At 59.1% G+C, this 13,846-nt stretch carries 10 protein-coding genes; 2 read left to right on the top strand and 8 right to left on the bottom strand.

What is annotated here, in order from left to right:
- Positions 1 to 282 precede the first annotated feature (282 nt).
- The 4 genes from CAL20_RS05955 to CAL20_RS05935 form a co-directional block, all read right to left on the bottom strand.
- The gene (locus CAL20_RS05955) at positions 283 to 3,813 is read right to left on the bottom strand and encodes a UvrD-helicase domain-containing protein (RefSeq protein WP_094837413.1); all 3,531 of its coding nucleotides are present in this window, start codon (positions 3,811 to 3,813) and stop codon (positions 283 to 285) included.
- The gene (locus CAL20_RS25755) at positions 3,810 to 6,743 is read right to left on the bottom strand and encodes a PD-(D/E)XK nuclease family protein (protein ID WP_254923933.1); all 2,934 of its coding nucleotides are present in this window, start codon (positions 6,741 to 6,743) and stop codon (positions 3,810 to 3,812) included. Before CAL20_RS25755 ends, CAL20_RS05955 begins: the two co-directional genes overlap by 4 nt.
- A gap of 171 nt (positions 6,744 to 6,914) precedes the next feature.
- Positions 6,915 to 7,889: a Bug family tripartite tricarboxylate transporter substrate binding protein gene (locus CAL20_RS05940; RefSeq protein WP_094820150.1), complete on the bottom strand. Its 975-nt coding sequence runs from the start codon at positions 7,887 to 7,889 to the stop codon at positions 6,915 to 6,917.
- Between the two features lie 115 nt (positions 7,890 to 8,004).
- On the bottom strand, positions 8,005 to 9,114 hold the full coding sequence (locus CAL20_RS05935; RefSeq protein ID WP_094820149.1) for a 4-oxalomesaconate tautomerase: 1,110 nt from the start codon (positions 9,112 to 9,114) through the stop codon (positions 8,005 to 8,007).
- A 61-nt stretch (positions 9,115 to 9,175) separates the two neighbouring features.
- On the opposite strand from CAL20_RS05935, the gene CAL20_RS05930 reads away from it, so the two are divergent.
- Positions 9,176 to 10,111 (top strand): LysR family transcriptional regulator, encoded by a 936-nt coding sequence (locus CAL20_RS05930; RefSeq protein ID WP_094837412.1) that lies wholly within the window; start codon positions 9,176 to 9,178, stop codon positions 10,109 to 10,111.
- Positions 10,112 to 10,163: 52 nt separating this feature from the next.
- Here the strand turns inward: CAL20_RS05930 and CAL20_RS05925 are convergent, their stop codons facing one another.
- The gene (locus CAL20_RS05925; protein WP_094820147.1) at positions 10,164 to 10,367 is read right to left on the bottom strand and encodes a cold-shock protein; all 204 of its coding nucleotides are present in this window, start codon (positions 10,365 to 10,367) and stop codon (positions 10,164 to 10,166) included.
- Between the two features lie 361 nt (positions 10,368 to 10,728).
- On the opposite strand from CAL20_RS05925, the gene fabZ reads away from it, so the two are divergent.
- On the top strand, positions 10,729 to 11,172 hold the full coding sequence (gene fabZ / locus CAL20_RS05920; protein ID WP_094837411.1) for a 3-hydroxyacyl-ACP dehydratase FabZ: 444 nt from the start codon (positions 10,729 to 10,731) through the stop codon (positions 11,170 to 11,172).
- A gap of 57 nt (positions 11,173 to 11,229) precedes the next feature.
- Here the strand turns inward: fabZ and CAL20_RS05915 are convergent, their stop codons facing one another.
- The 3 genes from CAL20_RS05915 to CAL20_RS05905 all read right to left on the bottom strand — a co-directional run bounded on the left by CAL20_RS05915 (position 11,230) and on the right by CAL20_RS05905 (position 13,767).
- Positions 11,230 to 12,378 (bottom strand): hypothetical protein, encoded by a 1,149-nt coding sequence (locus CAL20_RS05915; protein ID WP_256981347.1) that lies wholly within the window; start codon positions 12,376 to 12,378, stop codon positions 11,230 to 11,232.
- Positions 12,379 to 12,450: 72 nt separating this feature from the next.
- A complete protein-coding gene (locus CAL20_RS05910) occupies positions 12,451 to 13,377 on the bottom strand; it encodes a Hint domain-containing protein (protein ID WP_094820144.1) in 927 nt (308 codons plus the stop codon).
- 180 nt (positions 13,378 to 13,557) lie between these two features.
- A complete protein-coding gene (locus tag CAL20_RS05905) occupies positions 13,558 to 13,767 on the bottom strand; it encodes a hypothetical protein (protein ID WP_141217654.1) in 210 nt (69 codons plus the stop codon).
- Positions 13,768 to 13,846: the final 79 nt, after the last annotated feature.

The following is a 13,846-nucleotide window of genomic DNA, read 5'->3' as shown; positions in this document are numbered from 1 at the left end:
CACGACTTACGTGGCGTTCGCCCGGGACTGCCGAATCCGGCGGTCGCCAAGCAAAATCGTGAAGACGCGGTGCCGAACCGGACTTCGCATCGGCTGACTGCCACCAGGACGTGATGCCGGCGCGTGCTCAGTGCGGGAACGCTATGAGATGGAGGTCTATGAGTCGTCTGGCAGCACCAGAGCAGGCGCGCGGCGGCGCTGTGCGAAGCGCACGTCAAGAGAACAGCGACGATACGCTCACCCCGTGCGTCCTTAAAATTTCAAGATAGCTTACAAATCAAGCTACAAATCTATCCACAGTGCTGCTCTGGGAAAATATAGGACTGATCTGGCGGGGCGGGCGTCCAGCGCTGTGACTTGAGTGCAGTAGCGCAGAAGTTGGTCCGCATGGCGTTGGCGCATGCGGGTGGCGAAATGTTCTGTGGACTCGCCGGTGCGTGGGCGGGCGGTTTTGTAGTCAACGATGAGCCAGCCGTCTTCGGTACTGAGGGCCAGGTCGATGACGGAAACGCGGCCGGTGGCGTCGATGAGAGGCCATTCGCGGCGTGCGGAGGATTGCGAGAGCAGCCAGCGGCCGCGATCGTGATCCAGCGTGGCCAACAACGTGTCCAGGACCGACTGCGCAGCATCGGGGGCTAGAGAGGCCGGCAAACCGGCGCGGGTCAGCTGCTTTTGCATGACAGGCAAATAGGCGCGCAAGGTGTCGGCGGGCCAGGCATTCAGGCCGTCTTGTCCGATACGGGCCAACCAGGCATGGGCCAAGGTGCCGATTGCGGCATCGTGAACGGTTTCCAGCTGCCAGGCGGGATGTTCTGCGCCCTGCCCCAGGACGGCATTCAGTGTACTTAGGCTAGAACCTGGGCCGCTGATCGGCGGGTGCTGAGCGCGCAGCAGATCGATCGCCTCATTGGCAATACGTCGTAATGGCTCGCCGGTATAGGGAGCGGCCGCATTGTCATCCTGCGAGGCAGTGTCTTGCCAATCCTGCGGAGGAGCCTTTTGATCGGCAGGCAACCATTGCCACAACCGTCCCAGCAAGCTGTTGGCGGGCGGAGGCTTGGGTTGGCCTGTCGCGGGGTCTACTGCGACATTTCCCACGAGATGCAGACGGTGGCGCGCTCGCGTAGCCGCCACGTACAACAGGCGATCCGTTTCGTAGGCCGCGCGGCGCTTTTCCCGCAAGCCCAGATAACGAGACACGGGATCGGCTTCTCTGTCTGCCCTAGGCTTGACAGGGCCGAACAGCACGCGCTCGCCACGCTGCTCAAAGCTCACCAATGGCGCGCGTTCTGCCCGTGGCGATTTGTGCAAGCCGTACAAGATCACGGTGTCGAACTGCAAGCCCTTGGACTTGTGCATCGTCATAATTTCGACCACGCCGCCGTCGTCGCCACCACCGTCTGGCGCGGCGTAAAGTCTGGCCAGTGCGGTATCCAACTGTGCCGGATCGAGTCCACCATGAGGCGCCAGGCGCTCGATCAGGACAAACAGGCTCTCCGCGTCTTCGGCTGCGCTGGCGCTGGGATACAAGGCAGTGCCACCCAATCGGTGCCACAGGGATTCCAGCCACGCCGCCAACGGCATCGCACCGCTGGCGTTTGTCGCGTCCAGCAAGATTGGGCCAACATGGGCCAGGCGGGCATATTCGTCTGCAGGCAAAAGCTGCTGTGCCACACTCGACGCCGTCCTCGACTCCTGTCCAATTTGTGATGCCGTCGGCTCCTGCAGTTGCCCATGCTCGGGCTCCAGCGGTAATTGTGGCTGTGGCTCATCCCATAGCGACAGGCTTTGCCCGCGAGGCAACGGCACTGCCGCAGGCTTCGTCGTACGTAATGCATCAGCCAGCAAAGTCGGGACAGGTGTCGTCAAATCTTGGCCAAATAACGCGTGCAGCGTATTCAAGGTCAGCCCGCACCACGGCGCGCGCAAGACCGACAACCACGCCAACCGATCCGCGGGATGGGACAAGGCACGCAACAATTGCACCAAGTCCGACACTACCTGACGCTGCCCTAACGGTACGAGATCGACTGCACGGCAGGCGATACCGGCCTGGGTCAATCGACGCACCAATTGCCCTAAATGACCTCGCGCTCGCACCAAAATAGCCACCGGATGCCGGCTCGCCGGATCACGGTCTTGCAGTGCCTGCTTGACCAGTTGCACCGTCAGTGTCTCGGCCGCCTCGTCGGCCTCGCTCGCACCTGACGTGCTGAAAGCGCCATGGAAACGCACCGGCTCGCCCGGCATTTGCGGATTGAACGCGGCTGAATCGGTATAGGCGATGGCCCCCGCAGCTGCATCATTGCGTGCGGGCAGCAAGCCACGGAATGTCGCGTTGACCCACTCGACGACACCGGCCTGGGATCGGAAGTTATCGGTGAGCTGCAGGAATTCCGGCGCAATCTCGCCAATACCGCTCTCAGCCGCTTGCAGGAACAAGCCGACCTCTGCCTTGCGGAAACGGTAGATGGACTGCATGGGATCGCCGACTAGAAACAGGGTTCGCCCGTCACCAGGCTGCCAGCCGGACGTCAAGGTCGCCAACAGATGAATCTGCGTCAAACTCGTGTCTTGAAACTCATCGATCAACAGATGACGAATCGATGCATCCAGCTTCAACAGCAACTCACCGGGATCGTCCGCAGACCCCAAGGCATGCGAGGCACGCTGCGCGATTTCAATGAAATCCACTTCGCGCGTTTCTGCAAAACGCAAATGCAGTTGGGCGACGGCCAGCTTCAACGTCATCAACTGCGCACTCAAAACGCGCCATTGCTCCTCGCTGAACTCAGCCGGCGGCACCGAATTCACTGCGTCCAGCATCCAAATCCAGGCAGCGTCGGGATCAGCCGCATCCAGCCATTGCGCGAATACCTCTTTGTGCTCGCACTTAGGAGGAAAGCCCAGTTTTTTGTTTACCCCACGCGCACTGCGCAGCCCGCCGGTCGAAGTCAATAGCAGATGACGTACGGCTTTCCACTGATCCAGGCACTCGGCGTCCGGCATCAGAGGCTCATTCCAATCGCGCAGTGGCGCCAAGGGATGCGCGGCGCTCTCTTCGTCCAACGCCGCAGCGGCCATCCGTGCAGGCCAGCACAACGCATCCTCCCAGCCCAACGGCATGGCCTGCGCCAAAGCGTCCAGGTCCTCGCCAATGGCCTCGGCCAATGCATCCTGCAGAGCCATGCGATCACTGCCGTGCGCTAATAAGGGAAGCCATTGATCACGCTGCCCAAGCATCGCCGCAATCGCTTCTACAGCAGCCTGCGTATCGACATCCAAGTGCTTTAGCAAGGTACGCACAGCGTCGAAATCATCGACCAGCGCCAATGTCGCACGTGCAGCCGCCTCGTAATGGGCCTGGGCATTGTCAGCGATATCCGGCATACCGCCCAACTCTGACAACCACGGCATCCCGCGCACCAGCCCCGCGCAAAACGAGTCGATGGTACGAATCGACAATCGCGCCGGATGCTGCAGCAGTTTCCAACCTAGGGCCTCATCACGCGCCAGCGCCTCGCGCGCGAGTTGCCAACTGCGCTGACCGTGTTCGGTCTCGGGCATGGGGCCATTGCCGTCTCGCAATTTACTCAGCACGCGGGCATGCATTTCCGATGCGGCCTTGCGCGTGAATGTAATGGCGACGATTTCCTCGGGCCGATTGACTGTCGCCAGCAACGCCAGGATGCGATCGGTCAACAACTCGGTTTTGCCGGAGCCGGCAGGGGCTTGCACCAGATACGATGCAGCGGGGTCCAACGCACGAGCGCGTGCGAGATGATCAGAGGGTTGACGAACAGCGCTACTCATTCTGCGTCATCCTCGTCTTCCAAGTGCAGCCTCAGGAATGGCATGGCGTCACAGTATTTCAGATCGTCCCGGCGATAGACCAAGTTTGCGGCGTATCCTGCCGCATACTCATCGGCCAATCCCTCTACTGCCCCGCGCCAGCGATGCAGAATATCGCCCCAGGCCTGGCCCTCGAAAGCCTTGCTCTTGTCAATTGCCGTTACGCCTGGCATTCCTAGATCCGTGTCCGTCAATCCGCTCGCTACGACTTGACGTGCATGTACTTGCGCCAACACCAATGCCGCCACATCCGCATCGGGGGTATCGCCCGACAGCACTGAGGCATAGAACGGCAACTGCAAATTCACCGGACGCACGCGCGCCCAATCGGACTCTGGGTTCCCCGGAGACATGCCGGTCTTGTAGTCGACGATCACTGCTCTGCCATCAGGCAGGCGATCCAACCGGTCCAGGCGCACTGTCAACGCCAACGGCCCGCGTGACCAATGATGTGTTTCCTCGACCTGAGCCACCTCGAACGGCATACGCTGCGCTTCAACATCAAACCACCCTGCCAAGACCGTCCGTCCGCGATCGCACTCCAATTCACGCAATGCTGGCGGATAGGTTTTCAACTCAGTACTGGCGGCCTCGTCAATAGCCTGATCAATCAAAGAGGACAAACGTCCCTCTTCCATCGCTGCATGCAAATCCTCCTGACTGGAGAACATGCGCCACACCAACTCTAGTGCGCGATGCAGAAACTGCCCGCGCACATTCTGATTCGCCATATCGGCATAATCAGACAGGGCACGGGCACCCAGACGATGCCGGACAAAGGCCCATAAGGGATTACGAGCCTGGGTGTCCAATACATCGAGTCCGCCCGTCGCGCCAGCTAGGCGGGCTGATGTCAAGGCAGAAGGCTGCTCATCGCCCAACGCCAGCGGCAATGCCGCGTCGTACTCACCCGCTGATGCGCCCGAACTCATCGTCGAAGCGCTGCCATTATCCGATGATCGTTGGATCAGGGAGGATACCGGGTCGTCCCGCTGCGCCAATGCAGGTCCTCGGTCATCATCCAGCACCTGTTGAGGCAACAACGCAGGCGCCGCGGCAACAGGCATCTGCCAATCCATTAACGGGACCTGCGCAATCAAGGGAGACGGCCGCAGCTCGCGCTCGCCATCCAGGTGCGAATGACTCACCACCACCTCGGGCGCACAACGGCACAGCGCGGCATACATGGATTCCGCCCATTGACGCTCGCGTTCCGGCGTCGCGCGCGGTGCACCCGCCTGCCGCAACACCACGAGAGGCAACAGCGGATTGGGCTGCGGCGTGGCCGGCAGAACATCATCGGTCAGACCGAGTATCCATACACCATCCCAATGTCCGCCTTCGGCCTCGAGTAGCCCCAACACATCCAGCCGCGCCGATGGATCACGCTGCGGTTGGAACGACGATGCTGCCGCTGCACGCTCCAGCAAACGCACGGCGGCGCGGCCATTCAACTGTCCAGCCGCAGGCGCCAATGCCGCGTAACGGCCGAACAAGTCTCCCAGCGCGCCCATGACCTGGTAGCCTACGCTATCCAGGGGCCGCTCTCCCGGGAAACCCAACGCCACCAATGCAGCGCGCATGGCAGGCATCCAGAGATCACATGTCGCGCGCTCACCGACCTGCCGCCAAATTTCCACCGCGGCAGGCCAAGCTGTCGAGAGTGTCGTGCCCTTCGTCGCCGACGAAGCGGTTCCGGTGCTGCCGGCGACGTTGTTTCCAACATCCTGGACGACATCAACGGCCGTATTGCCGGTCACGCCAGCAAGCGCCAGATTAGCCTTCCTGGCGTTCTCGACGGCGATATCCCGTTGCCATTGCGCGGCGTCGATACGGCTAAGCCCCTTGCGGCGCCAGCGGGCGTCGATCGTCGCCAGTTTGGCGCCATCAGTACGGTCACCCGCGCAATGGCCAGCCAGCAATGCCGCCCCCAAGACCGGCGTATCCACCGCATCCGCATACGCCATGTCGGCCAAGGCGTGCAACCACGCCAACGCCGCACGAACTGCGGGCCATTCTGTCAGCGGCCGTCCCACTGCCACGTTAAACGCATGTCCGCGCTGAGCCAGGGCCTGCCCCACCACTCGCCGCGCAAACGGTGACTCGGACTGCAATTGGGCTGACACTATCGCATAGCGTCCGGCAGGATTCTCGTCCAATCGCTGCGACGCCCAGGCGGCAGCCGCGCGCCATTCGCCTCCCAGATCATCCGCGCAATAACGTACCGGCGTCGCCGCCTCGGCCTCGGCGTCCTGCAACCACGACAATTGCGACCCGCGATCCTGGAATGCATCGAGCAATGCAGCAAAACGCGGTGACACATCAGTAAAACCTGCCAACACCAGGTAGGGAGGCGCTGCCACGCCTCCCTGCTGCAGCGCGTCCAGCACGCGCGCATAGCCTTGGTTCGCATCCTCTGCATCAATCGAGCGCAACTGTTCGCGATAACGCGCGCGCCAACGTGCGAAGCCGCGATACTCGTCGGTATCGGCGCCACTGGGGACCTGCAGATCCCACTCGTCCATCAACGCGTCGGCATCCATCGCCAACGCCGCCGCCTGCGCGACGTCCAGCAATACGCGATCACCCTCTTCCGCCGCAATCGCATCCACCCATACCATTTGGGTCGCAAATGTATCGAGGCGATGCGCAGGCAGATCGGCGTCCGCGACAAAGGCCAGGTCGGCACCTGCCTCGACCAGCCAGGCACCCAACGGCAACACTCGCGGCAATTCGCTGACCTGCCGTTCACGGCGCAACTGACCGGCCAGATCCAGCGTCAAACGACGCGCCAGCCGGTTGTTCACCGTCAGCACCAAGGTCTGCGCGGCGGGCAGCCGGCCAACGTGTTCCAACGAAATAAGGGAGCGGAATTCCGCGTCGTAGTTCATGCGGTCAACAAAAAGCGGCTCATACCGAAATTATCGGAGATCAGAGCCGCTAGGATAACCGCATCAGCCTCGGTAACGGAGGATCAATTCGTCACTTTCGGAGAAGGGAAATCCTCCGTCCAGTCAAGCGGCCACGAATCAGATCGCCTCACTCGCCCTCAAGCCAGCGGTCTATCGCGCTGCCAGCGCCGTGGTGGCGGCGAGCTTTTTCCAGCGCACCGCCTCGCTTTGCACAAACGCGCCCAATTCCGCTGGCGTACTGGTATGGACCTCGGCACCCTGCTCGTCGATTTTCTTCACGACTTCGGGGTCATTCAATGCCTGATTCAAGGCTGTATTCAGTTTCTGCACGAGAGCGGCATCCGCCTTGGCCGGCGCAAAAATCGCATACCACTGCGGCACCTCGACCCCAGGCACGCCTGCCTCGGCCAGCGTAGGCAGCCCGGGCAATACCGATGTCCGCGTCGGCCCGGCAACCGCCAGTGCGCGGATTTTCTCGGATTTCAGGTGCGGGTAGACACTGAACAGGCTGGGGAACATGACTTGCGTCGTCCCGGACAAGGTATCGGTCAACGCCGGCGCCGAGCCCTTGTACGGGATGTCCAGCATATTGGCGCCCGTGGCTTGATTGAACAGTTGTCCAGCCACAGCCGGCGCCGTCCCCGCCCCGGCCGAAGCAAAGGTCAGGCTGTCAGGGTGATCCTTGCTGTATTTCACCAGACCCGCCACATCGTTGACCCCGATGCTGCTGGACACCACCATGATGGTAGGAGAATCCGCCACCCGGCCGATCGGCGTGAAATCCTTGACAGGGTCATAGTTCAATTTTTGCAGCGCCGGATTGATGCCATGCGTGCCGATATAACCCAGCATCAGCGTGTAGCCGTCAGCGGGCTGGCGCGCCACATAATCCGAGGCGATCGCGCCCTGCGCGCCGGGCTTGTTGACCACGATGATCGACTGGCCCAGCAGATCCCCCATTTTTTGTCCCACCACGCGGGCCAAGGCATCATTTCCCCCGCCTGCAGCCGTGGGGACCACCAGAGTAATCGCGCGATCCGGGTAGTCGGCATATGCCGCACTCACGCCAAAGGCACAGCACACCGCGGCGGCACACGCCCACTTTTTGCTCGTCAGAAATTCCATTTGTGTCTCCTAGTTTTATCAAATCATTGCGTGGGGCTGCTCGACTAGCGCCCACATAGCGATCCGCATTCACACTGATAGGCGACATCCGCCCGCCGCCTTTATCACGCGATGATTAAGCGGCCTCGCGCTGCAGCAACTGACCGCTGATCTGATACTGGCCGGGCACATACAGCATCCCTTTCATGATCTTGCGTGCCGTGCGCACCAGGCCCGCTGCACGCACCAACCCGCTAGATACATCCAGGGCCACGTCAATATCCATCCCGCCCGACGGATGCTCGATACGCACCGTCCGATACCCGTCTTGTACCTCCGGACCACCGCACAAATGCGCAACAGTATCCGGCATGAAAAACGCACTGGCCACGCCCACCGCCCCGGTTGCCGCGTGCGACCGATGGCACGCATGCGGAGTGAAATAGCGCGACCGGATAGACGCACTGTTATCACCCGGCGCCAGCAACACCGGCTTGGGGATCACGCTATTACTGACATCCCCCAACCCCATACGCGCCCCTGCCTCCAGGCGTATACGAGCGATCCGTTCCAGCAACACCGCATTGCCATCCAATTGTGCTGCCGTCTCATCCCCACGCAGTCCAAAATCCTCGGCCCGCATCAACACCATCGGCATCGCCGCATCGATCAAGGTCACCGGCAGACCCTCTATCATTTCAAGCCGGTTTCCCGTGGGAAACAAACGTCCGGTGACCGCGCCCCAGGCATCCTGAAAATTCAATCGTACGGGAGCCGCGGTACCAGGAACGCCGTCAATACGTGTGTCACCTTCATAGGTAATACGGCCGCCCGGCGTTTGCACCACTGCTTCAATCACGGCCCCCGTATTGACGTTATGAACCCGCACCGCAGTCATGCCGTCACGAGCCGCGATCAGCCCTTCATCAATCGCAAACGGCGCGGCACCCGACAGCATGTTGCCGCAGTTCGGCCGCGTATCCACTGAGGCTCGGTCCACAGACACCTGCGCGAACAAATAATCGATATCGCAATCGTCTCTCGAAGAACGAGACACGATCGCGACTTTGCTCGTCAAGCTGTTACCCCCGCCCAGGCCATCGACCTGCAAGGCATGAGGCGAGCCCATTGCCAGCAGCAACAATCGATCCCGCTCTGCAGGATCGGCGGGCAGCCAATCCCCCAGAAAAAAGGGGCCGCGTGACGTGCCGCCACGCATCAGTACACAAGGGATTACGGTTTCCATGTGTGGCATTCTGCGCCGGCCACGCTACTATGTGAATTGCAACTTATCTATGGATTAATGCATGTCACGCATCAATTTCGATCTACAGGAATTGCAGGCATTTGTCGCCGTCGCCGAGCGCGCGAGCTTTCGTGCGGCCGCCGAAGACCTGCACTTGTCTCAGCCGGCATTAAGCCGACGCATCGAAAAACTGGAAGACCTGCTAGGCGCTCGCCTGCTGGAACGCACCACGCGCCGCGTCTCTTTGACAAATGTCGGCCGCGTATTCCTGGAACGCGCCCGCAGCGCGATCGATGAGTTAGAACGTGCGGTATTGAGTATCGGCGACCTCGCCGCCCAACGTGGCGGACTGGTCACGGTCGCATGTGTGCCATCCGTCGCGTACTACTTCCTGCCGTCCGTGATTCGCGCCTACACCGAACGCTTTCCTCGCATCCGAGTACGCATCATCGACGAGACGGCGAATACCGTACTCAACAGCATCGTCACTGGCCGCGCAGATTTTGGAATCAGTTTTTTCGGAACGCAAGAACCCGACGTAGACTTCAAAGCGGTATTGCGCGAGGACTTTGTGCTCGCAATACGCAATGATCATCCGCTTGCCCGTCGGCGCAGCGTATCGTGGGAGGAGCTCTCAGGAGAACGTTTTATGACCGTGGCAAAAGAAAGCGGCAATCGGCTATTGATTGATGATGCGCTGGCCAAAAGCGGCAAACGCACCGTCAGCGCCTTTGAAGTCAGCCACATCATGACACTGCTTGGCATGGTAGAGGCCGGATTAGGTGTGGCCGCGGTGCCTCAATTGGCGATGCCACTTACCCGGCATGCCACATTGACCAGTCTCAAGCTTGAACATCCCCGCGTGACTCGCACACTCGGTCTCATCGCCCGCCGCGGCCGGCCGTTAGCCCCCGCGGCACAACAGCTCTACAACATGGTTCATCAGGCCGGCAAAATGGCCAAACGCGCGCCCGAATCAAAAGCGACGAAAAAATAAACGACGGCGCAAAAAAACCCTCCAAGGAGGGTTTCTTGACGTGATGAGTTCTTTAGAGAACTCGAATCTTCCTGGCTTGGGGGCCCTTTGCTCCTTGAGCCGCTTCGTAGGAGACACGCTGGTTTTCGTCCAACGACTTGTAGCCTTCGCTTTCAATGTCAGAGAAATGGGCAAACAAATCCTTGCCGCCATTCTCGGGCATGATGAAGCCGAAGCCTTTTTCAGAGTTGAACCATTTGACGATACCGGTTTCCATAGCACTTCCTTATATAGGTAAACGTTCGGGCGAGGACCCGAACAGACGATCAAGGAAGGATTGAGGACAATGATGACACGGTAGTCGCGCCTGACCGCACAACGATCACGACACTTGAAGATCCCTGACACTATGGGTGACCCGAGGCCGGAAGTCAACCACCGTTTCAATTGAGTGCATTACCGGGACCAGATGCTTGAACCATGCCCAGCTTTCGCATGTCAAACAGCGACAAATCTCTACCACTGTACTTCATTTCATGTAATAGGCATGGAACATGCTCGCCTTGTGGCACACTGCGGACACGCAAGTGGCGTAAAAGCCAGGCACGGGCTCCAGTGCGATCAAAGAGGTACCCCGTATGGGCCTGAATATCAAATCAATCATGGAGCGACTACCACACCGCTATCCCATGCTCTTGATTGACCGTGTGACTGAGATCATTCCTCAGCACAAAATCACCGCGGTCAAGAATGTATCGACCAACGACCCCTTCATGGCCGCCGGGCAACACATGCCCGTTACGCTTATTGTCGAAGCCATGGCGCAATCCGCCGCGTTGTTCTCCTTTGCCGACGAAGGCTCGGAAAGCCGGCCAGAACAAGGCAAAGCGGTCTACTATTTTTTAGGTATCGACGACGCGAGTTTCTTAAAACCAGTAGTCCCCGGCGATCAACTGCGCATTGAAGTCCAAGCGGTACGACTCAGCCGCGCCATCTGCAAGTACCGAGGCCAAGCATTTGTCGAGGACGAACTCGTCGCCGAAGCAACCATTCTGTGCGCCATCCGCAATTCGCCTGATTGATGCTCACTAGACTAGCCAGCAGCACGGCCCCCGCACCACTGGCTGATCCGGTTCGATTCAGCGACTGATGACTTCGCTGTCCTCCATCACGATGCGATAGCGATCGCGCAGGTCCAGGACATAAGTGAAATTCGATGTGCCACTGGCGGTTTTTCCGCGCGTGGGGCTCGAGACCTTGTAATCATAAATCCCACCAACCATGCACAATTGGTCCTGGCACTTCGCCTTCAATGAATTTTGATCTACGACAAAACGCCGAATGGGCCATCGACGAAAATACGCGTCTTTGTCGGCGAGAATCTCCGACTTTGGACGTTTTTTCTTGAAGTAATCGACGTTGTCGGCATAAAACTCGCGCGTGAAATTCATCGCGTCTTCGTTCGTGCCGCTACCCGCCTGAATCATCAGCGCAGCCACGTTAATCGCCCGCTGCTCATCGCTCAAGGCGGCAGGCGGCGTCGCGCCGCCTTGTTGCTGATACGGATTAGAGGGCGCAGTACTCACAGGCTGTGAGATTGCGCCAGCATCCTGAACAGGAGCTTGAGCGGGCGCTGCCATCGGCGTAACGGCTGCGGCGCCTGCCGGCGTATGACTCGGTACACTGCCTCCCGATACGCGCTGCTGCGGTTCAGCGCTCGCCATCTGCACATTGTCAGTACGGTTAATACCGTATTTGGCGATTTCGTTCGGCTTGAAGAAATACATTTCTTTAGCCGGTGTACTGAACATGATGCCCAGTACATCAGCAGACACGCCATATTTAGGCAATGTGGCGACAATATCCGACACCCCAAACTGTGCTTCTTCGCCCGTTAATTCCGGCGCCGATATCTGATGCACGCCCAAACGCCCAACAGCAATACGCTGTTTGCCTGCAAAGAAAACGAACGAGCACGCCGAAGCGCAATAGCTGTCTTTCGGAATGTAGGTATTCAAGCCGCGCTCGTAGACCTCTTCGGCGACCACCAGGCCGATGTGCACCAGTCCGCCGCCATTGTTCTGCAACACAATGGTGGAAATCGTCGGATGCTCACGCAGCGCTTTCTTTAGATTCAGCATGTCGTTGGCGCCGACACCCGAGTGATAAATCAACAAACTCGGCTCGCTCGGCAGAAACACGAACGGCCCATATTGCTCGACGTCATCAGGCAGTTGCTGCTGTACGGACGTCTGCGCCACCGCACCGGACATGCCTGCCAAAGACATGACTAACCCCATCCCCAGGGCCCTGAATTTTGCTTTCAACATCGTTATGTTTTCTATTAAAAAGACAGTGGATCAGGCCGCAAGAGTGCATTCAGCATTGTCATCTGAATGCTCTGCCCTCATAGCGACTCGCTGCCGGATATCGGCCAACAATGCGTCCCCGGTGCTCAGCACCGTGAAACCTGGCCGCTGTGCGCGACGCCGCGTCTGGTCTGCCGGACGCAGCGTTGCGACATCGACGTTCTCGAAAAAATCCCGATTGCCGCCATCAGCCCACGACTCGGAATAAACATTATGCGCACGAACCACATCGAACTGATCCAGCTCAATGTGGAAATAGGTCACGCGCGTAAGAGTGGACTCGCGCACAATCGTGCGTCCATTGACGAGTTGATTGGCCTTGACCAGGACATCGTCGATGTAAAGATGGTGCCACGGCGACAGCACGATATCGCGGGACGGAACGTTGTCTGCCAAAGCGTGCGCCCGGATACGAACCGGTACGATGCCATCGCGATAGGCCTCTGAATACCGCGGCGAACACAGCAGGTACTGGCGCCAGCCTATCCACTTGACCGGACGATATCCGGTCGAGCCCCACACCATATCCCCTACCTGGAGCGACTCTATTGCCACCGGCCCATTCGGCGTATCGATCAACGTGCCTGCGGTGAAGCACACGGGCAACGCCGGAGGTTGACCGTTCTCATCCAGGTCGGCCTTAAAAGTAAAGCCGGGTTCATACTCCGTATTGGTAAACAAAACGTGTCCGCCATCGGCATATATGATGTACCCGTCTTGGTAGAACGCTTCTATGACGGCCTCGATCTGCTCGGTATTGATGTCCGTATCGATCGTGATCTGTTCTTGATAGTTGAACGTACTGTCATCCACCGCCTCTGTCGCCGTGCTCACCGAGGCACTGGTTTCCATCACAATGAAGTTGCCACTGGCATCGCGAATAAGTGCACTGGCATACGCGGTCTGATATGTCGCCATGATTCTGCCTTCCGCCTTTCTTATTAGTGAGAACGAAGACCAATTAAATCAGCGACGAAATGCTAATAGATGCTACAGGGGATCGGCGAGGTTTTTACATTCGTTAACCTGTTTGCGTGGGCAACCCGCAGATCAGATGCCCCGTCGTCGGCCAGCTGCACAGACTCGGCCTGACCGCTTCTAGCGCGTCTGGGCTTTGTTCAGACGCCGTGCTTCTTCTTCCGCATACTCCTCCTCATCAGGCTCGTACGATCCTTCGTAAAGGCACGAGTCGCGGTCCCATGTGCACTTATTGAACAGGCGGCTCGTCGTGCGCGAACTCATGCACCCCGCCATCAGAACAACAAGACACACCACGACACCACAACGGCCCAACGTTTGAATCGACATATTCCCTGCCCTAAAAATGAGTGTTGCAGCCATTGTTATAGCAAGTCTTGGCAACACACAGGGAACATGAACCCTCGAA

It is taken from the genome of Bordetella genomosp. 4, assembly GCF_002261185.1.
Lineage (GTDB): Bacteria > Pseudomonadota > Gammaproteobacteria > Burkholderiales > Burkholderiaceae_B > Bordetella_A.
The sequence above is the reverse complement of the archived record's forward strand: the minus strand, read 5'-3'. Positions and strand labels throughout refer to the sequence as shown.

What these genes read in the sequence shown, in the direction of transcription:
- CAL20_RS05955 (WP_094837413.1), bottom strand. Translation starts at nt 3,813, where the DNA reads ATGAGTAGCGCTGTTCGTCAACCCTCTGATCATCTCGCACGCGCTCGT.
- CAL20_RS05935 (WP_094820149.1), bottom strand. Translation starts at nt 9,114, where the DNA reads ATGGAAACCGTAATCCCTTGTGTACTGATGCGTGGCGGCACGTCACGC.
- CAL20_RS05915 (WP_256981347.1), bottom strand. Translation starts at nt 12,378, where the DNA reads ATGTCTTTGGCAGGCATGTCCGGTGCGGTGGCGCAGACGTCCGTACAG.
- CAL20_RS05905 (WP_141217654.1), bottom strand. Translation starts at nt 13,767, where the DNA reads ATGTCGATTCAAACGTTGGGCCGTTGTGGTGTCGTGGTGTGTCTTGTT.
- CAL20_RS05930 (WP_094837412.1), top strand. Translation starts at nt 9,176, where the DNA reads ATGTCACGCATCAATTTCGATCTACAGGAATTGCAGGCATTTGTCGCC.
- CAL20_RS05940 (WP_094820150.1), bottom strand. Translation starts at nt 7,889, where the DNA reads ATGGAATTTCTGACGAGCAAAAAGTGGGCGTGTGCCGCCGCGGTGTGC.
- CAL20_RS05910 (WP_094820144.1), bottom strand. Translation starts at nt 13,377, where the DNA reads ATGGCGACATATCAGACCGCGTATGCCAGTGCACTTATTCGCGATGCC.
- CAL20_RS25755 (WP_254923933.1), bottom strand. Translation starts at nt 6,743, where the DNA reads ATGAACTACGACGCGGAATTCCGCTCCCTTATTTCGTTGGAACACGTT.
- CAL20_RS05925 (WP_094820147.1), bottom strand. Translation starts at nt 10,367, where the DNA reads ATGGAAACCGGTATCGTCAAATGGTTCAACTCTGAAAAAGGCTTCGGC.
- fabZ (WP_094837411.1), top strand. Translation starts at nt 10,729, where the DNA reads ATGGGCCTGAATATCAAATCAATCATGGAGCGACTACCACACCGCTAT.